Below are 23,333 nucleotides of genomic sequence, written 5' to 3'. Positions count from 1 at the left end.
CCGTTCCCCGTTCCCCGCCCCCAAAAACCGGGAACCAAGGTTGGTCAAAAGGGGGCAGATGCAAGGCGGAGGCGACCGCCCGCAACGCAGGCGTGCTCCAAGCACGTCGGAGAGAGGACGGGCACCGACAACGCAGTCAGATGCCCCCTTTTCACCGACCGGAACTAGAACAAGTTCAGGTTGGCAGACAATGCTACGTTTGTGCGGTCTGCGCGGATGTCTTTTGGTGTGAACTGTACGTTTGGATACAGGTAGATATCACGAGTGATAGAGATACCGGTACCAACAGACTGATATGGCTCCAACTGGAAGTTGTCAGCATAACCTTCGTAGCGTGCGAACTGGAAGTAACCAAACACAGTTCTGAAGGAATAACGGTCGTTGAAAGTGTACTGAAGGAACGGGAACAAACCGAAGCTCATGTCAGAGCGTTTGTATTTACCCGCTTTGGCTGCCGCAACCATGTTCGGATCATCCAGGTCCCCAGTGTAGAAGCTCTTACCCAAAGTAAAGCTTGTTCCACCATTCCACTTGGATTGACCGAAGTTCGCCAGAACTGTCTGGCTGAAGCTTGCTGCACCAAATGTTTTGGTCAGGTTGATAGAATCACTGTCTGTCGCATGGCTGTACTGCATGCTGGAGATCATCTGAGTGTCGAACGCGCGGTAACCACGGCTCCAGCTCAGGTAAGGAGTGGAAACTTCATAACGAGCCAAAGTGCCTTTACGGCCTTTACGAGTGTCTTCGGCAGGCTTCACGATATCACCGTGAAGAGGATCCACCACGGTCACGCCCGTACCGAAGCTGATATTGTCACGCTCACCCAAACGGTAGTTGACACCAACATCACCAGACAGAGTTGTCATGGCTTCGATAGTTGCGGAAGCACGGTAGTTTGGACGAACACCACTTAGAGGCTCTTCAACAGAACCACCAGAGTACGCCAGGCTGGATTTGAAAGACCATTTGGATTTGGAACCCAATTGAGCTCTCATGCGGGCGTCAGTGATTTCACTGTCGATGTCCTTTTCTTTTTCGTCAGCCTTTTTAAGGTCTTCCATTTTCACTGTGCTGGAATTTGTATTCACAGACGTGGTGGAAGTTTGTGCGAAACCAGAAACAGGGGCCATCAACAACCCTGTTGCCGCCAATACCAAGTAAGCATTCTTATTCATCATTTTAAACTCCGTTTGTAATGAACAGGCGACTGGTATAGCCCACTCCCAGAATGTGAGTCCATATTAAAAATAGGATATGAAAGAATGGTCCCAGTGATCAGGATTTAGACAGGGGCTCTGCAGACGGAAAAGCTGTCTCTGCCAATATAGGCAAGGCAGAGACAGCAAATCCCTAGTGACGCGCGGGGGCGATTTGGCCGGAGCCTTTTTGTATGGAGCCTAAGCGCCAGTGCTTCTCGCCTTGGGAGGCCAACCATGTTTGTACGGCATCCGCCTGCCCTTTCTTAATCAACAGAACCAGCCCCACCCCCATGTTGAAGGTGCGATAGAGCTCTTCACCCGAAAGACCTGCGCGCGGAATGATTTTGCCAAAGACCGAAGCCATTTCATTCAATGCCGGCCAGCCGGAAATATCATAATCAAACTTTTCACTCATACGCGGGATATTGTGAATGCCCCCGCCGGTGATATGGGAAGCCCCCACCATCGCCATCGGGAACTGACGGCGAAGCTCATTGACCAGCTTCACATAAATACGTGTGGGCGTCAGCAGTTCCTGCATCAGCTCGGTTTCATCTTCCTGCACCAGTTTTCTGAGCAAAGAATAACCATTGGAATGAAATCCTGACGACGCAATCCCGATCAGCACATCACCTTCGTTCATGTCTTTTTCATCGTACAGATCCGCCGGTGACATCTCGCCCACGCTGAAGCCGGCCAGGTCATATTCATTCCCCTGATACACGCCGGGCATTTCGGCCGTTTCACCACCGATCAAGGCCATGCCGGACTGACGGCAGCCGTCGACCATTCCGGCAATCAGCTCTTCACTGACTTGGGTGTCGAGCTTTCCAAAGGCCATGTAATCCAAAAAGAACAGCGGCTTTGCACCGACACACAGAAGATCATTCACACACATCGCCACCAGATCGATTCCGATGCCGTGGTGTTTGTTCAGGGTTTGCGCCAGTTTCAGCTTCGTACCCACTCCGTCAGTGCAGGAAGCCAGGTACTTTTCTTCGGTCAGCTTGTAGACAGCCGCAAAGCCGCCAATGCCCTGAAGAACCTGGTCATTGAATGTGGTCGGCACCAGGTTTTTGATTCTTTCAACGAAAGCATCGGCCTTGGTGATGTCAACTCCAGCATCTTTGTAGTCCATCAATTGCGTCGTCATAGCTCAATCTCCTAGTGTAAAAAGTGGCGGCGGCCGGTAAAGATCATGGATACACCCAGGCGATCAGCTTCAGCGATCACTTCCGGATCTTTCACCGATCCGCCGGGTTGAATGATGGTTTGAACTCCCAGTTTTGCAGAGACCTGAACGGAATCAGCAAACGGGAAGAACGCGTCTGAAGCCAGTACCACGCCGGTAAGATCGGTGATGCCCTTGTCTGCCAGGCGCGAAGTGATCAGTTTTTCGATGCAGTCGATGCGGTTGGTCTGTCCTGAACCCATGGTCAGAAGCTCAAACTCGGGCCCGTCCTGACGGCAAAGGGCGATGGCGTTGCTTTTCAGGTTCTTCACCGCCAGCATCGCAAAAGCCGCCAGACGCTGCTGGTCCGGGCTGACTTGTTTTTTCGTGACGGTTTTCATCTGGCTTAAATCAAAGCCGTCAGCATCCTGCAGCAGCAGTCCGCCCTCGATGGAACGCACCTGCATGGAGGGATTTGGTTTTAACGAAACCTCCATCACGCGGCAGTTCTTTTTCAGCTTTTCCCGAGCGCCTTCAGTGAAAGACGGCGCCAGAATCACTTCGACAAACTTTTCAGCAAAGAACGCGGCAATGTCTTCGGTTACCGGAACGTTCAGGGCGATGATCCCACCAAAGGAACTTTTCTCGTCCCCTTTCCAGGCTTTTTCCAAAGCCCGCAACGGAGTTTCGGCCACAGCCATTCCGCAAGGCGTGTTATGTTTCACAACCACCGCGGCTGGCAGGGCTTTTTCACCCTGCCAGGAATGCACATCCTGCAAGGTCTTTAAAGCGAAGTCGGCGTCCAGATAGTTATTGTAGGACATCTCTTTGCCTTGCAGGGATTTGGCGTGGGCCAGACCGTCAGCAAACGGGTCTTTCAGCACCACGGCTTTTTGATGCGGGTTTTCGCCGTATCTTAGAGCCGCCCCGGATTTTTGCGTCAAGAATCCGGCGATGGCCATGTCATAAAAAGCGGTCATGGTGTAAACGGCAGCGGCACATTTTTGACGGAATTCCCAAGTGGTGGATCCATTGTTGCCGTTGAATTCTTTTAAGAATTCACTGTACTGGGACGGCTCACACAAAACTGTGACCGAATGAAAGTTCTTCGCCCCGGCACGCAGCAATGTCGGGCCCCCAATGTCGATGTTTTCGATGCACTCCTCAAACCCCGCCCGCTTTTGCAGAGTCGCGTGGAAGGGATACAGATTCACCACCACCAGATCAATGGGTTCAATCCCCAGCTCGGCGGCCTGGCGCACGTCATTTTCGTCCTGACGACGGAACAGAAGACTTGAGGCAATTTCAAAGCTGATGGTTTTCATGCGGCCGTTGAAGGCTTCGCCTTTGCCACTCAAAGTTTCCACCGCGGTGACTTTCAATCCGGCCTCAGTCAAAGCCTTGGCGGTGCCGCCGCTGGCAATCAGCTCGACATTCTGAGCTGCCAGATTTTCTGCAAGCTCCAGCAAACCGGTTTTATCAGAGACGCTCAACAGAGCTCTGCGGATTGGATTCATACCGTCACTCCCTTTTCCTGATTCAAATAACTCACAGCACTTTTAAAAAATTCCAAACCCCAGGCTTCGCCTTCGTAAGGCAGGTGCCAATCATGCACGGCCGCCTCAGGGTGAGGCATCAGGGCAAAAACCAAACCCGACGGATCACAGACACCGGCGATCTGCGCCTGAGCGCCATTGACATCTTCAGTGTAACGAAGCACTGCCTGATTCTGGGTCAGCAGACGCTGCAACAGGCTTTCATCGCGACAGACAAAGCGCCCTTCGCCATGACGAATCGGCAGAGCGAATCTGGCGGGAAGATCGCGGGTCCAGATGCAAGGGGACTTTTCGTTTCTTTCCACTTCAATCCAGCGGTCAATGAAATGACCCTGCTCGTTTTTCACCAGAGCACAGCTGCGCTGAAAGTCAGCATCCGGCAACAGACCCAGCTTGATCAGTGTCTGAAAGCCATTGCAGATGCCCAGCACCGGGCGGGTTTTCACGAACTGCTGCAATTCGTTTTTCAGATTCATTTCAAGCTTCAAAGCCAGCACTTGCCCGCTGCCCAGGTGATCGCCAAAGGAAAAGCCACCCGGGATCACCAGGGCCTGGTATTCATTCAAGCGCCCTGGGTTCGCCAGCAGGTCATTGACGTGGACTTTGTCCGCTTCACCACCGGCCAAAGATACGGCTCGGGCTGTTTCATTTTCACAGTTGATTCCATCACCCCACAAAACCAGAAACTTAGGCTTGATAGACATTCAGAACTCCTTCAGACCAGATTTTTTGCAATTCGGACAAAGCGGTGTTTTGAGTGGCTCCCTGATGCTGCCAGCTCATCACAGGATTTTCCTGAACTTCCCCCAGCAGTCTTTGCTGATGGGTGAAAAGTTCTTCAAACTGAGCCTTATCAGCAGGCTTCACACTGACCACAAACAAGGAACCCGTTTCAGACCACAGTTCATTCCAAGTGAATGATTCCAGATTCAGCTTCATTCCCAGATTGTTGCCAAAGCCGCTTTCCGCCAAAGCGGTCATCAGACCGCCCTCGGAAATGTCATGGCAGGACTGCAAAAGTGTTTTCTGATGGGCCGCAAAGATACGGAAATAAAGATCCTTGTTGCGGGCCAGATTCGGATATTCGGGTGCTGATTCCGGCACGGTGAACTCCTGGGAAAGAACTGAAGCATAAAGACTTTGTGTCGGCGTGCCCAAAAGATAAATCAGATCCCTGGCATTCTGGAAGAATCCGGGTGCTGTTTTCGTCGCATCCGGCACCTGGGCCATCGCGGTTACCAGCAAGGTCGGCGGTACGGAAATCTTCACGGTGTCCCCGCCCTTGGTTTTTCCGATAAAGTCGTTTTTCATACTGTCTTTACCACTGACAAACGGAGCGCGGTAAGCCAGAGCCGCATCGTAAAGCCCCGCACACGCACGCACCAGCTGCGCCATCTTGTGGGCCGCATCGGGATTGCTTGCTTTTGGAGTCGGGTCCGGCCAGCAGAAATTGTCGACCAAGGCCATCTTCGCCGGGTCCGCTCCGGTCGCCACCAGATTGCGCACGGATTCGTCCACCGCTTTTTGTGCCATCAAATAAGTGTCGTACCAGGAAAACTGCGGGCACAGTCCGTTTGAAACGGCCACGGCGTTGTTGTCATCCCCTCCGTGGACCGACAAATCCAGCACACCGGCATCGTTGGCTCCGGATTGGGTTTTGCCACCATAAGGTTTTACGCGGGTGGCTCCTTGCACTTCGTGGTCATAGTACCGAACTAAAGGTTCGCGCGAAGCCACGTTGGGATTGGCCAGAACTTTTTTCAGTGCCGCGGCCAGGTCGTTGCCTGTCAGAGGTGCTTTGCCTTCGGCGCGGAAGTATTCCTGATATTGTTTCGGTCCGTCGAAGTGGGCTTTCAGCTTCATGCGGCTGAGACCTTCATGCAGGAATTCCAACTTAAGTTTGGCCAAAGGTTCTTTGCCATGGAAGATGTCAAAAGATCCCGAATCAGTGAATTCACCCAGAACAAACGCTTCAACACCCATGTGACGGGCCAGATTCATAAAGTCCATCAGATGATTCGGGCTGACAGCGTAAGACATGCGCTCTTGGGATTCGCTGACCAGCATTTCCCAATATTCAAGGCCCGAGTATTTCACCGGATGCAGGCCAAGATCCATGCGCGCGCCACCGGAATACTGAGCCATTTCCCCGATCGAGGAACTAACCCCACCCGCCCCGTTGTCCGTAATGGCTTGAATCCAGCCGTTGTCGCGGGCTTTCAGAGTGAAATCCAACAGACGCTTTTGCGTGATGCTGTCACCGATTTGCACGACGTTGGAAGCCACATTGTCATGCAACGCCAACGAACTGAACGTCGCACCATGCACGCCGTCTTTTCCAAGACGGCCACCGGCCACCACAATCAGATCACCGGGACGGATTTCTTTGGATTCGCTGGCGCGGCCGTGAACAGTTTTGGGCATCACGCCCACCGAGCCCACAAAAATCAAAGGCTTCGCGGCAAACTCACTGGCAAAACAGAAAGCACCGTTGATAGTCGGAATGCCGCTTTGATTCCCGCCCTCTTCAACCCCCTGATGGACACCGCGGAAGATCACACCGGGATCTTTGAACAGCTCAGGTCTTTGCGGGGAATCAGATGCAGGGAACAAGTTCGGAGTGGAAAGACAGAACACATCCGTGTTCGCGACGGGCTTTGCGCCCAGGCCGCACCCCAGAATGTCGCGATTCACACCTAAGATGCCCGTCAAAGCGCCGCCGAAAGGATCCAGCGCCGACGGGCTGTTGTGTGTTTCGACTTTAACACACACATTTAATTTTGAATCAAAGTCGACAATGCCTGCATTGTCTTTAAAAACGGAAACCAGATAACCACAGTCATCCAGATCTTTGGTGGCTTTTTGAATATAGCTTTTATAAAGACTGGTGACTTTCTTGTCACCCAAGGCCGGGAAGTCGCCAGAGGCTTCGGAATAGTCCACTTCAGCAGCAAAAATCTTGTGCTTGCAGTGCTCACTCCAGGTTTGTGCCAGACACTCCAGCTCGACTTCGGTGATCTTGCCATGCCAGCCGTAAGAAGCTCGCTCGGCAGCGACTTCCGGGGAACTGAAATGAGTCAGAATGGTTTGAATCTCTTCACCACTGAGAGCCAGTCCACGTTCGTTGTTGATGCGCTGAAGGGTTTCAACGTCCAAATTCAAAAGCTGCAACTGGGGCGTGTGTTCAGAGGCCTTCCAGAAGTTTGGATAGGCTGCCCATGAATTTTCTTGTTTTAGGGCTGCGCCCGTCTGGATTTCTAGTTTGTTTAAAAGGGGATTGGCAAGATTCTGGAACAGAACCTTTTGGATTTGCTCTTTGGAAATATCCCCGCTGATTTCCATCTCCCACCCGCTGTGGACTTCCAGAGGGAACTCCTGCCAGGAAGAATTATGTTGCGCAGAAAACAACATCAACGCTTCGGTCGCAGTGCGGGCCATGTTGTCGGTGACTCCGGCCAGGAAACGGACTTCCACATAAGTTTTACCGTCCTGATAATCCATAAAGCCGGTTTGCTGAACTTCCGAGATGGGATCAAAGAAGACTTTATCCATTACGGCTTGAAGAGGGAACTCTTTGGTGGCGCCGGATGTCTTTTCAAGCAGCCAGTACACGCGGCGCAGTTGCAGTTCGTTCACTGGAGCTTCCAGTGACAACGCCGATTTAAGAGCTTTTTCAGTGCTGTGATCATAGCGGCTGCGCACAGATATTCTTTGCATCTTTAAGTCTCCTCAAAAGGGCTTGTGGGGATCTGCCCCAAAGCCACAAGTTCCAGAAATTGAGTGTAAGTTTGATGTTCCAGCTTATGAAAACGCACGGACCAGTCGGCCAGACTTTCACCAGCTTCCAAAGGCAATCGCGACTGCATCAGTTGCGGGCCCGTGTCCATGCCCTCGTCCACCAGATGCAGGGTCACGCCACTTTCCTCCACACCGTCTTCAAAAGCGCGACGGATGGAATCAACCCCAGGGTACGCCGGCAGCAGTGACGGATGAATATTCACCACTTGTGAATTCCCACCATGCCAGCCGTTGAAGGTCTGCAAAAACTCAGGACTTAGCAGGCGCATGTAACCTGCCAGAAAGACCCAGTCGATGCGGTATTCACGCAGCAGGTTTAACACGCGCTGCTCGTGTTCGCGGCGGTCGCTTTGTTTTGCCACTACAAAATGGCGCACAGAAAGATTTAAAGCCTTTTCCAAAACACCCGCCCCGGCTTTGTCTGAAAGGACAAAGGTGACTTCGACAGAATTCAGGGACTGCGCCTTTTTCATCAGGGCTTCGGCATTGGAGCCGGTTCCAGAGGCCAAGATTGCAATCCTGATTTTATTCATAGCCCGATATCCTGTCGCAGATACATGCCGTCAAAGTTCACGGCCTGCATTTCTTGATAGACCTTTTCCCGAGCCTCTTCCCGGGTGGAGCCCAGAGCCGTGATTCCCAGCACGCGTCCGCCGACATTGACCAGTTGGTCGTTGATGCGGCTGACTCCGGCAAAATACAGATGACGATCCGGAGCGGAAAGAACCTTGGCCGTGATGGGATTTCCCAATTTCATCGGAGACCCCGGATACCCCTCGCTGGTTGCCACGACGTGAACGGACGACTCGGAGGCCAGTTCACAAACTTCGTTTTTCAATTGATGGGTCACGGCCTTCATGATCAGACCAGCAAGATCTGTTTTCAGACGAGGCAGCAGCGCCTGCGTTTCAGGGTCGCCCATGCGCACGTTGTATTCCAGAACGTAAATGCCTTCGTTTGTTTTCATCAAACCCGCAAACAAAAAGCCCTGATAGGGCAGACGCTTGTCCCGCAGGGCTTTCAGAGTTTTTGAGAAAATACTGCGGATCTCAGCTTCATCCGTTTCGTTCACGAAGTCACAGGGGCTGTAGGCACCCATGCCGCCAGTGTTGGCGCTGAAGGGATCCGACGACACGCGCTTATAGTCACAAGCCGTGCCCAGGATCACAAAGTCCTCGCCATCACACAGCGCAAAGGCGGAAAGTTCTTTTCCGATCAGACATTCTTCCAACAACAATGGAAAACCAAAATGACGTCCCAGCGTGCGCACAGCTTCTTCAGCCATGTCCCAGGTGTTGCAAACCCACACGCCCTTGCCTTGAGCCAGGCCATCGGCCTTGACCACCAGGGGACTTTTGAAGTCATGCTTCCCCACCGCCAGCAGAGCCTGGTCTTCCGAGTAGCTGACCTGACAAGCGGCGGTTCTGACGCCCGCGTCTTTCAGCACCCCTTTGCAGAAGAGCTTTGAAGATTCCAACTGCGCCACTTCCATAGAGGGGGCAAAGCAGGCAATACCGTGCTTTTGCAGGCGCAGCTTCAAGTCGGACAGAATCAAAGCCTCGGGTCCCACAACAACCAGTGAAACTCCGTTATCGATACAGAACTTTTCAATGGCTTCCGCGCTTTCACAGTTCACGCAAGAAAAACCCGCCTGCTGCATTCCGGGGTTCCCCGGTGCCACCCACAGATCTGTGACCAGAAGTGAACTTTTCAGTTTTTGCGCCAAGGCGTGCTCGCGCCCGCCTTTTCCGACGACGACCAGTTTCATGCTTTCTTCTCCAGCAAAGACAAAGCCTTTTGGTGCCAGAATTTCAAGTTGATGTTTTCGTCAAAAGGACGTGGTTTGTTAAGGACATTGGCGATCTCGTTAGCCAAAGCCAGATACAGCCATGAACTGACCTGAATCTGTTCTGCATTCAACGCTGCGGGCCTCTGACCCAGTTCGTTTTCACAGATCGACTTCCAGGCTTCAGTTTTTCTTTCTTTGGCCAGGTCTTTGGCTTTTTTAACAGCTTCGCTCCATTCGGATCCCGTATAGATCTGGCGCAGGAATTCTTTTGAAAGAGGCAGGCCTTCATAAGTCAGACGCAACTCATCCGGTCCGATGGAATCCACCAGCACCAGTCCCCGTTGACCGTTGTTTTCATGGGTAAAGGCAAACTCCAGCTTCCCGTCCCACAATTTGACTCCGAAGCTTGCAAAAAGTTTTTCCAGCTCGGCCGCCACGTCCTGCGTGTTTTTGCGCAAAGCTGCGTATTCGGCGTCGTTCACTACATTCATGGCGGCGACGTCGGCCTTGGACAGATAGCGATCCGTGGTTTCAAGTTTCGTTGAAACCTCCACCAGGGCTGGCATAAAGCTGTCAGCCGAAGTTGGCATCTTGCTCAGCTCCAGATCCGCAAGATACGCAGGATTCTTTTTCAAACGCCCTTCCAAAGAATTCCCCTGCCCCAGATGACGGCGGAAGATCACTTCCAGCGGCACCAGACACTGGGTCGGGCGAGACGCATACATGGAATAGTCATAGGCTTCACCCTTCCATTCCGGGCGCAGCACCTTCACCGGTTGCACTTCAATGGAGGTGCGGGAACGACCGGACAGATAGTGCGAAGAAAAACCTTTGGCCGAAAGATGTTCAAAGAACATCGAGGCCATTGCCGCCAGGGCTTCGCCTTTGTGTGGAATTTCGTCGGGCATTTCTCCCCAGTCGAAAATGGAATAGCGATTGCTGTATTCAAAAACAATTTTGTCGTTGTTCTGATAAAGGTCCTTTACGGAACCGCGATAGATCAGATTCATCGGCTTGCCCCTAAAACTTTCAGTTTGTTCCATTGATTCACAAAATTGGCCACGTTGTTGGCCCCCACCCAGAATCCGCCGTGGCGGGCCTTGGCATAAAAGTCCAACGCCAGGTTGGAGCTGGCCAGCTGTTCTTTTTCACACAGGAACAGATTCAAACCTTGCGTGTGCGGAAGCTCCCAAGGACTGACGATTTCGCCCAGACAGTTTTCGGCCTGAGCCGCCGTCCATTCGATCTGCAAACCGGTTTGAGTCTGAATTTCATCCAGGGCTTTTTGAATTGGTGAATAACTTTCCAGGCTGCGATTCCAGTGCAGACACAGGCGGTCTTTTGGAACTTTCGCCAGGCGAACGATGAAGTCTCCGATAGTGTTGGCATTGTCTTCTGTCACGGCTGCCACGGGAATTCCACGCGGCATCTGAACAATCGACAAAAAGGCATCAAGGCCAGCAAAGGCCCCATTCACCGCCACGCCGAAGACCGGCTTGTCCGTTAAAGAAGCCACGACACCTGGAAGATGGGCTGCCAAGCCTGCGCCGGCGACAAAAGCATCCGCACCGCAGGTTTTTACAATCTCATGGACTCGGGCGGGATCACGGTGGGCGGAAGCCACTTCCATTTTCACGTCACCGCATTTTTCAAGGGAACGGCACAACGGACCGTACACACGTTCATCATTCGCACTGCCAAAAAGAACCTGAATTTTCATAGTTCACCACCTAAATTGATGTTCCGGGTCTTCAAAAAGTTTTCAGTTGAGACCGGAACGGGATAATCACCATCAAGACAAGCACTGCAAAGATTCTTAAGGCCCAGGCCTTCTTGCAGTCGATTCAGAGGCAGGAACACCAAGCCGTCCACCTCCAGAATCTTTTCCACTTCAGCTTCACTGCGTTTGTGCGCCACCAGTGATTCCCCATCCGGGAAATCAATGCCATAGAAACAAGGATGACGGATCGGCGGACAGGTGCTGGCCAGATAGACCTTCTCCGCCCCGGCATCACGCAACAACCGAATGATGCGCGCGGAAGTGGTCCCGCGCACAATACTGTCATCCACCAGCAGAATTTTTTTACCTTTGATCTCACTTTGCACCGGTGAAAGCTTCAGATTCACCATCATCTTGCGAACTTCGGGTTCATTGACGATAAAGCTTCTTTGCACATAGCGGTTTTTGATCAGAACTTCGCGGTAAGGTTTTTCCAGCACTTCCGCCAGACGGCAGGCTGCGGCCCGCGAGGTGTCGGGCACCGGGGCCACAACATCTATATCCAGGCCTTTTTTGCGGCACTCTTCCGCCAGGATTTCACCCAGCTTCAGGCGCACTTCATAAACCGGGCGGCCATGCCATTCGGTTTCTGAACCGGCAAAGTAAATCCATTCAAACATGCACGGGCGCGGTTTCTTTTCACTTAAGACAAAGGAATGCAGATTGCGATCCTTGTCGACAAAGACCAGCTCCCCTGGGCGCAGATCGCGCCAGTATTCATAACCCAGTCCGAAAAAGACCTGCTTTTCAGAGGCAAAACAGTAATTGTACTTATCGCCCTTTTTCTGGCGACCGATCAACAAAGGCCGAATGCCATTCATATCGCTGAAGGCGAACATGCCCTGATCAGCCAGCATCCCAATGGAGCTGTAGGCGCCTTGAACTGTTTGCAGAAGCTCTTTCACCGCTTCCGCCAGACTGGCGGGAAGATCCGGGTTGTCTTTGCGTGAAGAAAGCCCCACCGCCACCATGTGCATCAGGATTTCCAGATCGTTGCGCGAAAAGGTCCATCTTAGTTTTCGGTTGCGCAGATAATCCACGATTTCATCATAGTTCGTGACGTTGCCGTTATGGATCATGCCGATGCCATAAGGATAACTGAGGAAGATCGGCTGCAAGTCCTCTTTATCGACGCTGCCGATGGTGGAATAACGTGTGTGCCCCAGGGCCATGGTGCCCTTCAGGCGCTTGCGGCGTTCGGTGGTGAAGACGTCTTCCACCAGTCCCAGATCCTTTTCCAGATGAAACTGGGAGCGTTCAAAGTCATAACTCAGAATGCCGGCGGCATCCTGCCCGCGGTGCTGAAGTGCGAAAAGAGCCGGATACAGTTTTTCGCCGGCCTGATCTTCACCAATGAGTCCTACAACGCCACACATGGAATGACCCCTTTAAAAAACAAAAACGGCGTCACTGGGACGCCGTTTTCTTTAATATTGATATTTGATTTTTTTTGCTGGCAGTTCGGGTGTGCGGACACACGGAGGGTGTGCAAACGGGATTTCTCTCCCGAAGAGGGTCCCTTCGATGGGGGCCTAGGTGGCGAAGAATGTCTCAAAAACACTTGATGTGTCATGGTCTCTCTTTACGCTGATTGGGTGGAATGCAACCTACGCTAGCGACCGTGACAGAGTTCCGTCAAGACCCCTGACAGAATCCTGACAATTCAACACATCTTGCCATAATCAAGGCTTACACTCTTGAGCATCATTACTGGCACCATCGCAGCCCAGAGCTTTTTGCAACTCGGGCTTGGCGTAATAGATACGTGTAATACGACGATTTGCATCCGGGTGACTGGAATGACCCTCCGAATGCTTCATATCTTCCATATACGCGCGGATTTCCTCCAACTGAGGGCATGACTCCACGAATTGATCCATCTTTCTGTCGACCGCCTCGGTCACCTCGGCACATGCAGTCCCAAAGAACATGGTCTGTGATCCAAATGCAAATTCCTTAGCTTTGGCAGAATCCTGAATACCAGAAATCTTTGACGTCAAAGCCTGGGTCGAAATCCAGTCCGAAAACGCTTCCTGAATATGACCTGTTCCGGTGATTTCACTGCAATACTTGTAGCGCTCGTAGTTCTTTTCGATATTCTGACGAGAATCCTCAAAGCGGGCATCCGTGGCATCGGTCGCTTTCGTTTCGCCGGTTTCTTCATCGATTTCGTCGCCGACTTCAGCCTTCAGGCCGTCTTCAAATTCATTGATCTCGCGAAGCAAAGCCTCCTTCGTGGGAATGCTGACTTCAATGGACTGCGGGGACTGCAGACAGCTGATTACGTTTTTAAACGGATTCTGGGCCATTCTGACTGCCGCATTGACGGTCGGTTGATTGGGCTTCACCACCAGACTCATAAAGTCCGGCAGTTTCGCCCCTTCCTTGCTGAAATCCATTTCCATGGCACAAGGATCAATCCCATGACCGAACTCGTGGGCCAGGGTTGAAAACAGCGATGCTTCCGGCAAATTCATCATCTGCGGGCACACCGTGATCGTGTTGGCTTCAGAGGAATAGTAGGCATTCGGAGATTCACACCCGTCAGCCACCAGATCCATATATCGGCCGTCAGTTTTTGCTGCCCGATATTTGATGGCCTTCACCCGGGCTATCATATTATCGATCTGCTTGCCGTTGGCGGAAGTCTTCTGCGCCTCCAAAGCTTTAACAACGTGATTGCGCGCGTCTTCAACAATCTTCAAAGTGCGAGCCGTTTCTTTTTTCAGACGTTCTTTATTGCGCTGAAGCTGTTCTTTGCCCCCGGCTGCAGCTTCATCCATAAATTGATTGGCATAGACAAAGGGATCCTGCACGGCGCTTTGCGGGAAGGTGCCTTTCGCACAATGTTCGGCAAAACTCAGATTGCCCACCATCGCCATATTGGGAACCTGACGGCCTTCGCTGTCCTGATACAGATAAAAATCCTGGGCTTTTCCCGCCAGCTTCCCGCAATAGCCTTCAAATGTACAAGTTGGCGACTGCGGTGTTTCACAGGCCCCACTGCGATCCGCGGAGATTTTCAAGGTCTCACGCATTTGGGAAATCTTGTTGATGGTCTCCCGCATGTGAGGACTGACCGCCTCCTGTGCAGAAGCCGTGAAGGAAGAAAACGCCATCGCAACGAACAAAATGGACTTCATAAATTATTTTCCTCGCGCATGAGTGCGGATATCTTCAATGTGCTGCACGAAGCGACCGTAAGCGGCCCCTTCGGCACATCCCTCTGTGCGGGTTTCTTTCTTAGAGACTCTGTTGGTGTAGATATAAGTTCCGGCATGGCAGCGCTGCTTGCCTGCGGAAGCCGGGCCTCTTTCAACCTGCTTCCAGGCTTCGGCCACTTTGGGCGGAAGTGTCTTTCCCAACGCCTTGCCGTCAAAGGTGTAAGTGCCTTTGTCCCGTTTCAAAATATCAATCTTACGAACGCCCATTTTATTGGTGCGATCCAGTATTACTTCGTTCGCGAAACAGGAAGCGGACATAAAGAAAACGAACAGGAAATATCTCATTCTCTCAGTTTATTAGGGAAGCCCCCGATTTGCACCCGACGATGGTCCTTATTTTGGTCACCTGGCCATCTTGTTTACACCTCAGTCCCCGCTAAATTGCTTCTGGCCGGGGTCCGGAGATTGCTGACGTGAGAAACGATCATAAACCTATCGTTTTGGAGTCACTTATGAACAAACGTTTTGCTGGACAACTGCTGTCCGTTTCAATGGCCTTTACTCTTCTTGCTTCCGCCTCACACGCAGAGATCATTTCCGATTTGCCAAGCCTTGATAACAGCCAACAAGCAAGTGTGCCAAGCACACCTCCTCCTCCTCCAAAAGAATCTGTGGGCTCAAGCTCAACGGCGCAAACTAAAACTGAAGCAAAAGTGGAAAAGAAGAAGAGTTCCACCTCCAGTTCTTCCAGTTCTAAAACTTCCACCAGCAAGAGTTCAGCAAGCTCGGTGTCCGCTGCAAAAGCGTCTCCGCAAGAGCGTTACTATCAATATGGACGTCTGCTGAGTGCAGAGAACACCCGATCTGATGCAGATACAGCGATGTCTGCGATTGAATCCCAACAGGTCTTGAATCTGCAAGACGGCGTGGATCTTTATATCAATCTGTTAAATGGCGATTCCAGCAACAGCGCCGGAGCCCTTGAGTTGTTCCGCTCCCTAGTCCGGGATAACTCCTCGCCCGCAGCGGTGCGTTCCAGCCTGAATGCGATCAAAAAAATCGCAGCCGAGGAAAATGGAATCTCGGACACCATGAAAAACTATGAACTGATTAGAAGATCGGAAATGGCCCGCCAATTGGGAATCGAAGCCGCTGCCAATGAATTTTTGGTTTTGTTGAAAGCTCTGGGTGGCTCCAGCGCAACGGCAGATGCGCAGTCGGCATTTAACGAGGTTCAACGCCTGGCCAAGGCCGCTCGAATCAGTTACCCTTCCGCCCGTAAGACACTTCAGGAATTTATTTCCATGGAAAACAGCGCCTCAGATGCTCTGAGCAACCTGAACCTTGTTTTGGAAGGAGCCGCGCTTAGCAAAAACTTTGAAGAGGCGAAGGAATTCTTCAAGCAGATTCATCGCGACGCCGGGGGAGCCAGCAGCACCTCCTCCGCTCAGGAAACATTCAGAAAATTCTATATCAGATAGAAAAAAGCCCTCTCAATGAGGGCTTTTTCATTTCAATACCCTTCCACGACAATCAGTGTGCGATATTTCACCGCCCGGATCACATTGCCCCGCCAGTCCCGGGCCACCGATCCGTTGGGTCGAATAACGGGAACCAGACCTTTTCCTTCCTGCACGATCCGCTCGTAGATATATTTTGCATTATCGCGATGCAGGCGGACACATCCGCCGGAAGCGCGGCGGCCCAGTTGATAATTGTGCGCGGAATTTGCGGCATGCAGGGCAACCCCACCGTTAAAGAAGACACTGAATTCCATATTGGTTTGCCAAGTTTGAGAGTAGTGATTGCGCACAATCGAGTAAGGATAGAACCATCCCGGGGGCGTCGTGGTGAAGTATTGCCGCCCGCTTTTGGAAGTCTCCCACTGCTCCCTCCCCGTTGAAATCTTCCACGTGTGAGTGTGCACCCCGTTCTGAATCACACGCATCGTCTGCGCCTCATAACCATAGGCATTTTTGTTGGCGATCAGAACTATCGGAAACTCCCGGGTCACGTTCAGGGACTCGATAGAATCAAAATCCCGCAGACTTAAAGCTTCGGTGGTCATTTCCGTGCGTGGGAACCCCGCTTCAGCAGCGATTTCATCCGGCGTCATCAGATCATCCATCGGCTCGGCTTCAGCCAGCGCATTCACAGACAGAGCAAACACGAGGAAAAGAATGAAGGATTTCATAAGACCTCCCAGGGTTACCACTTATGTTATCCCAGAACAGAGTGAAATTTCCCAACGTGATATGGAGCTTTCTGACACAGGACTTTCAATCGTCAGAATGCTGCACTGTCGATTGAAAGTTATTGCGAAAGAAAATTCCCTTTGAATGAATTTGCGTTCAACGTAGATGCTAGTGGAGGTCCCCATGAAAAATACCCTTTTCATCGCGTCCTGTGCTTTATTGACGGTTTTGCTTTTTGTTATGGGTGCCAAAGCTGAACCTTCCATGGCCTCCCCAGAAACTCCGGATCCAATGACGATTGCTCAGGGAATGAACTACTGCCGCACGCTGATTTCAGTATGTGATCTAAAATCCGACGGCGGCGCCTGCGGAGGTGACCAGTATGCCGGTTGGTGGCTTCCCACTGCTGAAGAGCTCAGTCACTTTGTGGGGCTTTCAACCTCTCAGAACTACAACTGGTCTCGCACACCTTTCACTCAGGAACTCGACACGTATATCATCATGAGTCTCTTGGATGGCTCCTGGGGTTATGGTGGATATGGCAACGCCGCCGTCGTTCGCTGTGTTCGCTAGTCTGATGGGACGGAACTGTTTGCTTTATCCATGCCCGCCCTAGGTCCAGTCAGCCCACTGCCTCCTCATTAACTCCAAGGGAACATCCGCCGATAAATAAAAGCCATGTCCATCAAGATTAAGTTTCTAGTGATTACATCTTTGTTGCTGCTTCTGTCGTCGGCCACGATCTTTTGGATCAACCGCACCTCTTTTCTGGATGACAAGCGATCTTATCTTTATTCCTCCGCGATGGAGCGAATCCAGGATGCCACTGAAGTCATCGATGAAGGCTCTAACAAAGTCATGGAACGCCTGCAGACCGCGCTGCTTTTTTTTGACGGAGCCGCCTTCAGTCCGCAGATCAAAACAGCCGCTCAGCAACAAGGCTGGGGCAATATTCAGATCTATCGCACCATTGAAGGCAATGCCACGTTCCTGGATGCTTTGATTGAGTCCCCAAGCCTGCCGGCAGCTCAGTTGCAGTATCTGCAAAAGATGCCTGAAGGCAAAGTGCAAACGGACGTCAATCTGGACAGACCCGAGAACATGATCGTGTACTACCGCAAAGGGGACCTGCTGATTTACGGCCAGCTGACCTTTGATGGTTTGAACGATGCCAATCAGAAAAAAACCCTGGGTTTTTGGCATCCGCAGAAGAAGCAATGGAAAGTGCCTGTCGGTCTAAGTAATGCAACAGACATTCACTCCCCTATCACCACCCAGTTGACGGGTCAGGGCAGCAGTGTGCGTGAAGTCCGTTTGAATGGTAATGACTATCTGATTTCTTACACCTGGCTTCCACAGCTGCAGGCTTATATGTTCCAGGCTTTCGATAAAGGCCAAATCTATTCGGTTCTGCAACAGACAATGAATAAAACCCTGCTGGCTTCAGCCCTGATTATTGTGCTGGGACTGATCGCCACCTTCTTCAGTGTGGATTCCCTGACCCAGAGTATTTCTGTGCTGGCTGGAGGCATGTCGCTGTTCGCATCGACCGGCCAATCCAAGCCTATCCAGTTAAAATCCAACGATGAAGTGGGCCGCATGGCCAAGGTCTTCAATTCGATGCTTGAAAAAATCCAGGGCCTGCTGCGCCAGACCGAAGAAAAGGCCCGAATGGAAGCCGAACTGGAAACCGCCAAGGAAGTCCAGACCGTTCTGCTGCCAAAACCCAAAGTCGACACCGATCACTTCACCCTGAAGGGCTTTTATCAGCCGGCTTCCGAGTGCGGTGGGGATCTTTGGTTCCACTTCAATGACGACAAACGACTGTTCGTATTTATTGCTGATGCCACCGGCCACGGAGTTCCCGCGGCGCTGATCACCGCCGCCGCCCGCTCAGTCTTGTCTTTGTCGATGGCTGAAAACATGTGGGACCCTTCGAAAGTTCTGAGCATGATGAATCAGGTTCTGTGTGATCTTGCCAAAGGCGAAAAGATGATGACGGCCTTTGCCGCCCTTTATGACCGGGAGGCCGGCACATTGACTTACTCCAATGCCAGTCATGACTTCCCGATGATCAGCCCCCTGCCCCCTGAAGGCAAAAAGATCAAAAAGAACGATCTGGTGTTTTTGACTGATGCCAACTCCAAACGCCTTGGTGAAAGCCGCGAATCGCAGTTCCACACTGCCACCGTACCGCTGATGCCTGGCGGGGTGTTCTTTGCTTACACGGATGGACTGATTGATGCCGTCAACGGAACCGGCACAGCCTATGGCGAACGCGCCGTGATTAAGACCGCTGTGGATTGTACCAACCGCGGTTCATCAAAGAGCCTTCACGATATCATGCAAAAACAGATTGTGGAGTATATCGAAAATCAAGAACAGCCCGACGACATCACATTCCTCGGGCTGTATATCAAACAGACTTAGACAGAACGAACGGCCCGAACGGTGCCGTCCACCAGATCGCCAACTCTTAGAGAGCGGCTGTACATCACCTTTTCAACCTGCTGACAGATATCACGGCGCACTTCCGCGGTTTTCTTTCTTTGCGGGATGGCGACCATGTCGGTCAGGTCTCTTTCAACGATCATCGCTTTTCTTTCAGGCAATGTCGCCAGGATGCGGTTATAGAAGGCCGAATGAGTCTTGAACAAAGCCGCATACAGGGAATCCACTTCGTACCCGTTCAGAACCTCAGACAGAATGTCCGAAGGAACCAGCTTCAGGTCATCGAACGTCAGAATTACACGGCGCAAACGCTCCAGCTCCTCCGGATTATCATTGGCAAACAAAGCCAGCAGATCCATCTCTTCTTCCGGAGACATACCACGGATGACTTTTGCCAGAACAGACGCACCTTCAACTTTTGGTTCCGGACGCATGCGCATCTCGGTCAGCTTTTGATTGAAAGAGGAAATCACAGCCTGCACCACATTGTGCGGCAGCTTTTCCACGCGGGAAATTTCAGCCAGAACCTTCACACGCTTTTCAGCATCCAAAGAACCAACAATCCCGGCAGTCACCTCCGCAGGGGAATGCAGGCAAAGAACCGCGATATTGGCTGGAGTTTCCTTGTCCAGAATCTGCTGACGTTCTTCTTCACGCATTTTCAGCACGAATGAGAATGGATTTGTTTCATCAGAGGACATCTCATGCTCAACATAAGCCGCCAGAATCGCCTTATAAACATTGCGAACCGCAGTTTCAGACTCAGATTTCGTGGTGTTGCCTTCGCGCTCTTTCACCGCTTTACCCAGGCGAGCCCAGGCCATCGCCGGCACATCTGTGAACACGCGTTTGGAAGTGTCCCAACCCAGGAACTCCATCAACAATGAAGCATCGCCAGCGGATTCATTCAAGGTGAACTCAGTCACTGCACGAGATGCCAGTTGCGGGTATTGAGCCGCAATCGCCAGAATGTGCTGTTTCACCGCATCCATATTGAACTGCGGCTCCACCACAGCGGCAACGGCTGGTTCTGCTGCCACAGCGGCCACAACTTCTTCCGGCTTTTCTTCGCCATCCTGGTCTTTTTCAGTGTGTTTGTACTCGTGGTTCTCTTTCATCTCCTTGCGCGGATCCTGCGCACGACCGCGTCTCCATGCCCAGAACATCAGGCCGGACAAAGCCAGCAAAGACATGATCACAATCAGAGTCCACATTTTCCAGGTCAGCTCTGGCAGAATATCGGGTTTTGGCTCGGCCTTTGGAGGATCTGCCGGAAGCTCAATGCGCTTCACCGTGACAGAATCACCCGCCGTCGCATCCAGATGCAATTTGGAGGTCAAGAGTTCTTTGATGACCTTTTCAGTCTCAGGATTCACATTGCGGGACAAAACCACTGAAATGTCTGTTTTGGACTTCATCTCGTGAAGCTTATTGGTGGCTTTACCCAGTGTTGGGGCATCACCCATCAAAGGCATACCTGGCAGATACTGAACGTCCATTTCGTCGTGGAACTCTTTCAGCTTCTTTTCATCACGGTCCATTTCGATGGCCACAACCAGAGTGTAATCCGTCGGACGCAGAATCGTGTTCAAAACACTGCGTGCGCGGGCTTCGTACACTGTTTCAAGAGATCCGATCTCTTCAATGTACTGGGCGAAGGACACCTGAGAAAACATCAATGATAGAATAAATGCAGAAAAACGTTTCATCATTTGATCCCTTTATCTTTCGCGAGAATGGCACCTGCCAGCATTTTCAGGTGCGGATACTGAGACTGCTTTTCGATTCTTTGGATATCTGCGGTGAATTCACTCACCACGTTCAGCTCCTGAACAGCCACAAGGAAACTGTCTTCCCAGACTTCATCCTTGCTCTTGGCCGCCTCGGCCAGGTGCTTTTTCAGGTCGCCCTGAATCAGGGAATGATTCAGAACCAGTTGTTTGTACACAAACGGCTTCATCGCCGCCGGGTAGTTCGCATAGTTTTTATAAACACGGTTCAGCAGCTCTTTGCGAGCCTCACCGTCACGCACACGGGCCAGCATCTGCAGCCCTTCATTCACTTCAGTTTTTGAAAGCAGCATTTTACCAAGCAACGCACGGCCTTCACTGCTTAAAGGTTCCGTCTGAATCAGCACATCCGCCACAATTTCACGACGGAAAGCATCGCGATTGGATTTGTGGAAGTTCTCAATCGTTTTCAAATCTTCGGCGGCGGGCGTCCCCAAACGCAACAGCGCCTTCGCGGCAAAGCTGTGAGTCTGCGCCACATCCCCGACAACGCCCTTACCGGTTTCAGTCAGGAATTTCACAATTTTAGACTGCAGAGCCTGCACGTCCTTTTTTTCCTCGGGTTTCCACTGGATATTTGAAACATCCAGCACATAGATGCTGGCCTGGAAGAACTCTTTGTTTTCTTTCATGGTGCGTTCTGGTCCAAACGATGCCATCAGTGTTGCGAAGTCATGTTTTTTCCAGGCCTGTCCGGTTTTGGAGGACAGATGTGTGTTCACCGTCATCGAGTGGGATTTCTTCAGTTCATCCCAGGTTCCCTGACCCGAGCGGATTCCCGCCTGGCGAGCCTGTGGCTTTTTGCTTTGCAGATAACCCGCATAGCCCAAAGCTGCGCCGACAACCAGCACAGCCCCCATGATCACACGTTTTTTGTTAGTGTTTTTATCAGACATCAGTCAAACCCCACAAAACGAAGACCCGCAAAAAGAGTCATAAAGCTGTATTTGACGTTTTCATCCTCTGAAGATGGGGCAGTCAGACTGGAGCCCATGGACACCTGCCCGATCAGCAGCAAATCAGACATCACCGGAATTTCAACGCCACCCCGGATGGTCAAATCGATCAAAGACGCATTAAAGTCATCCACCGCCAGATTGCTCAAACCCAGGTTGGCGGCAATAAACGGAGTCGGACGCCAGATTTTTGCTTCCGAAGAACTGTCCACCACAACGCGCATGCCGTTCACCCCGAACATATAATAACGCCCGCCCAAAGCGATGCGCGTGAAAGGAAGCTGTTTGCCTCCGCCACCCGCCATCTCCATAAAAGATAAGGTCAGAGCCGTGTTCAACGCCGGGTTGTTGATTGAATAGTTCACTTCCATCGTGGTGGAAGATTCGATGGACTTGTCAACACCAGCACTGGGGAACTGATACTTCAAAGAAGTCATGCCCATGCTGACATCCCAATCAGATGTCAGAGCAGCATGAGCCGGAACGTACAAGAATAGAAAGATCAGTGCCCCAAGAAACTTCATCAGCGAACCCTGTTTTCGTTACGCTTTTCGATTTCCACGCTGGATGCCGGATAGCGCATTTCAGCCCCTGTTTTTGGCAATGGGGCCATTCCCAGACGCTGATAGACGTCGGACAAATACTGATAAGCCACTTTATTGTAAGGATCAATTTTCAAACAGCGTTCCCAGGCGATTTTCGCGCCCTCAAAGTCCTTCTGCAGGTATTTGATGGAACCTTTCAGCAGCCACGCATTGTTGGAGTATTCATCCAGCTGCAATGCTTTGTCGATTTCAATCAGGGCTTTGTCATACTGCCCTTTTACAATCAGCTGCTGACCCTGGAAGACAAAACCAACCACGCGATCAGTGCGATCACGCTCTGCTGTCGGCATGCCGCCGGAAAGACGTGGCGAGAACAACGCATCTTTGTAGAATGAAGATGTGTTTTCCAGAAGCGCCACACGAAGCTTAAGCTCCTGCATTTCTGCCAGCAGCTCTTCCATTCTTTTATCTTCAGGTTTTTTGTCTTTGTCTTCAGGCTTTGGCTTTTGTGGATCGTTCTTTTTTTGATCCTCATTCTGAGCCAGCTCTTCAGCCTTCTTTTCCTCGTCGGACAAAGGATCCATGCGAGTCGCCACCGCAAGGCTTTCACCTTCGTTGACTTTGACCATGACTTCTTTGGTGCGATAGTTCTGCTTTTCAAAGATCAGGAAGAACACATCACCGAGCTTTGATTCCTCTTTCACCTGAAGAGGTGCGATACCCAGAAGTTTTTTCTCCTGGCTTTGCACGTCCTTGATGTAAACTTTGGCGCCGTTGGGATAGGACTTGATTGAATACTTGCCTGCGCATGCAGAAAGCAACACTGGCACCAGAGTTACAGACAACAATCCAAGTTGCCTTGCAGTTAAGATTTTCATTACCACCATCCATCCTAGATTCGGGGTCTGTTGACTTCCTACATTTTCTAGGTAAGCTCGT

Annotated in this window: 20 protein-coding genes; 3 read left to right on the top strand and 17 right to left on the bottom strand. The window is 51.5% G+C overall.

Annotated features, from left to right (window positions below; translation table 11 throughout):
- Nucleotides 1-164: 164 nt before the first annotated feature.
- From ACNQKP_RS08305 to ACNQKP_RS08250, 12 genes are all read right to left on the bottom strand, one after another.
- Nucleotides 165-1,178 (bottom strand): hypothetical protein, encoded by a 1,014-nt coding sequence (locus tag ACNQKP_RS08305; protein WP_011165373.1) that lies wholly within the window; start codon nucleotides 1,176-1,178, stop codon nucleotides 165-167.
- A gap of 172 nt (nucleotides 1,179-1,350) precedes the next feature.
- Nucleotides 1,351-2,352, bottom strand: coding sequence for a phosphoribosylformylglycinamidine cyclo-ligase (gene purM, locus ACNQKP_RS08300; protein WP_417864073.1), 1,002 nt, complete (start codon nucleotides 2,350-2,352; stop codon nucleotides 1,351-1,353).
- An 11-nt stretch (nucleotides 2,353-2,363) separates the two neighbouring features.
- On the bottom strand, nucleotides 2,364-3,887 hold the full coding sequence (gene purH, locus ACNQKP_RS08295) for a bifunctional phosphoribosylaminoimidazolecarboxamide formyltransferase/IMP cyclohydrolase (RefSeq protein WP_417864071.1): 1,524 nt from the start codon (nucleotides 3,885-3,887) through the stop codon (nucleotides 2,364-2,366).
- Nucleotides 3,884-4,630 carry a phosphoribosylformylglycinamidine synthase subunit PurQ gene (locus ACNQKP_RS08290; protein WP_417864069.1) on the bottom strand — a complete coding sequence of 249 codons (747 nt, stop codon included), beginning with the start codon at nucleotides 4,628-4,630 and terminating at the stop codon, nucleotides 3,884-3,886. Before ACNQKP_RS08290 ends, purH begins: the two co-directional genes overlap by 4 nt.
- A complete protein-coding gene (locus tag ACNQKP_RS08285; protein WP_417864067.1) occupies nucleotides 4,614-7,643 on the bottom strand; it encodes a phosphoribosylformylglycinamidine synthase subunit PurL in 3,030 nt (1,009 codons plus the stop codon). The genes ACNQKP_RS08290 and ACNQKP_RS08285 overlap by 17 nt, the downstream gene beginning before the upstream one ends.
- Before the next feature lie 2 nt (nucleotides 7,644-7,645).
- Nucleotides 7,646-8,257 (bottom strand): phosphoribosylglycinamide formyltransferase, encoded by a 612-nt coding sequence (gene purN, locus ACNQKP_RS08280; protein ID WP_417864065.1) that lies wholly within the window; start codon nucleotides 8,255-8,257, stop codon nucleotides 7,646-7,648.
- Nucleotides 8,254-9,492 carry a phosphoribosylamine--glycine ligase gene (purD, locus tag ACNQKP_RS08275; protein WP_417864063.1) on the bottom strand — a complete coding sequence of 413 codons (1,239 nt, stop codon included), beginning with the start codon at nucleotides 9,490-9,492 and terminating at the stop codon, nucleotides 8,254-8,256. The genes purN and purD overlap by 4 nt, the downstream gene beginning before the upstream one ends.
- Nucleotides 9,489-10,523 carry a phosphoribosylaminoimidazolesuccinocarboxamide synthase gene (locus ACNQKP_RS08270; protein WP_417864061.1) on the bottom strand — a complete coding sequence of 345 codons (1,035 nt, stop codon included), beginning with the start codon at nucleotides 10,521-10,523 and terminating at the stop codon, nucleotides 9,489-9,491. The genes purD and ACNQKP_RS08270 overlap by 4 nt, the downstream gene beginning before the upstream one ends.
- Nucleotides 10,520-11,233, bottom strand: a complete 714-nt coding sequence (locus ACNQKP_RS08265; RefSeq protein WP_417864060.1) for an AIR carboxylase family protein — start codon at nucleotides 11,231-11,233, stop codon at nucleotides 10,520-10,522. The genes ACNQKP_RS08270 and ACNQKP_RS08265 overlap by 4 nt, the downstream gene beginning before the upstream one ends.
- The gene (gene purF / locus ACNQKP_RS08260; RefSeq protein WP_417864059.1) at nucleotides 11,230-12,669 is read right to left on the bottom strand and encodes an amidophosphoribosyltransferase; all 1,440 of its coding nucleotides are present in this window, start codon (nucleotides 12,667-12,669) and stop codon (nucleotides 11,230-11,232) included. The genes ACNQKP_RS08265 and purF overlap by 4 nt, the downstream gene beginning before the upstream one ends.
- A gap of 306 nt (nucleotides 12,670-12,975) precedes the next feature.
- Nucleotides 12,976-14,436 (bottom strand): hypothetical protein, encoded by a 1,461-nt coding sequence (locus tag ACNQKP_RS08255; RefSeq protein ID WP_417864058.1) that lies wholly within the window; start codon nucleotides 14,434-14,436, stop codon nucleotides 12,976-12,978.
- Nucleotides 14,437-14,439: 3 nt separating this feature from the next.
- The gene (locus ACNQKP_RS08250; protein ID WP_417864057.1) at nucleotides 14,440-14,802 is read right to left on the bottom strand and encodes a hypothetical protein; all 363 of its coding nucleotides are present in this window, start codon (nucleotides 14,800-14,802) and stop codon (nucleotides 14,440-14,442) included.
- Between the two features lie 167 nt (nucleotides 14,803-14,969).
- On the opposite strand from ACNQKP_RS08250, the gene ACNQKP_RS08245 reads away from it, so the two are divergent.
- A complete protein-coding gene (locus ACNQKP_RS08245) occupies nucleotides 14,970-15,938 on the top strand; it encodes a hypothetical protein (RefSeq protein WP_417864055.1) in 969 nt (322 codons plus the stop codon).
- A 32-nt stretch (nucleotides 15,939-15,970) separates the two neighbouring features.
- On the opposite strand, the gene ACNQKP_RS08240 is transcribed toward ACNQKP_RS08245, so the two are convergent.
- A complete protein-coding gene (locus ACNQKP_RS08240) occupies nucleotides 15,971-16,651 on the bottom strand; it encodes a L,D-transpeptidase (protein WP_417864053.1) in 681 nt (226 codons plus the stop codon).
- A 184-nt stretch (nucleotides 16,652-16,835) separates the two neighbouring features.
- Between ACNQKP_RS08240 and ACNQKP_RS08235 the strand changes: the two genes are divergently transcribed.
- Nucleotides 16,836-17,225 carry a hypothetical protein gene (locus ACNQKP_RS08235; protein ID WP_417864051.1) on the top strand — a complete coding sequence of 130 codons (390 nt, stop codon included), beginning with the start codon at nucleotides 16,836-16,838 and terminating at the stop codon, nucleotides 17,223-17,225.
- 105 nt (nucleotides 17,226-17,330) lie between these two features.
- Complete coding sequence (locus ACNQKP_RS08230; protein ID WP_417864049.1) at nucleotides 17,331-19,082, top strand: SpoIIE family protein phosphatase; 1,752 nt, start codon at nucleotides 17,331-17,333, stop codon at nucleotides 19,080-19,082.
- Here the strand turns inward: ACNQKP_RS08230 and ACNQKP_RS08225 are convergent.
- The 4 genes from ACNQKP_RS08225 to ACNQKP_RS08210 are packed head-to-tail and all read right to left on the bottom strand — an operon-like array spanning nucleotide 19,079 to nucleotide 23,272.
- Nucleotides 19,079-20,815, bottom strand: a complete 1,737-nt coding sequence (locus ACNQKP_RS08225) for a FliG C-terminal domain-containing protein (RefSeq protein ID WP_417864047.1) — start codon at nucleotides 20,813-20,815, stop codon at nucleotides 19,079-19,081. The genes ACNQKP_RS08230 and ACNQKP_RS08225 overlap by 4 nt on opposite strands.
- Entirely contained in the window at nucleotides 20,812-21,789 is a 978-nt protein-coding gene (locus tag ACNQKP_RS08220; protein WP_417864045.1) for a hypothetical protein, read from the bottom strand. Before ACNQKP_RS08220 ends, ACNQKP_RS08225 begins: the two co-directional genes overlap by 4 nt.
- A complete protein-coding gene (locus ACNQKP_RS08215) occupies nucleotides 21,789-22,373 on the bottom strand; it encodes a hypothetical protein (protein WP_011165389.1) in 585 nt (194 codons plus the stop codon). Before ACNQKP_RS08215 ends, ACNQKP_RS08220 begins: the two co-directional genes overlap by 1 nt.
- Complete coding sequence (locus ACNQKP_RS08210; RefSeq protein ID WP_417864044.1) at nucleotides 22,373-23,272, bottom strand: tetratricopeptide repeat protein; 900 nt, start codon at nucleotides 23,270-23,272, stop codon at nucleotides 22,373-22,375. Before ACNQKP_RS08210 ends, ACNQKP_RS08215 begins: the two co-directional genes overlap by 1 nt.
- Nucleotides 23,273-23,333: the final 61 nt, after the last annotated feature.

Source organism: Bdellovibrio bacteriovorus (assembly GCF_048286975.1).
Lineage (GTDB): Bacteria > Bdellovibrionota > Bdellovibrionia > Bdellovibrionales > Bdellovibrionaceae > Bdellovibrio > Bdellovibrio bacteriovorus_H.
Note: the sequence above shows the minus strand (reverse complement) of the source record. Positions and strands in the feature narration are given on the sequence as shown.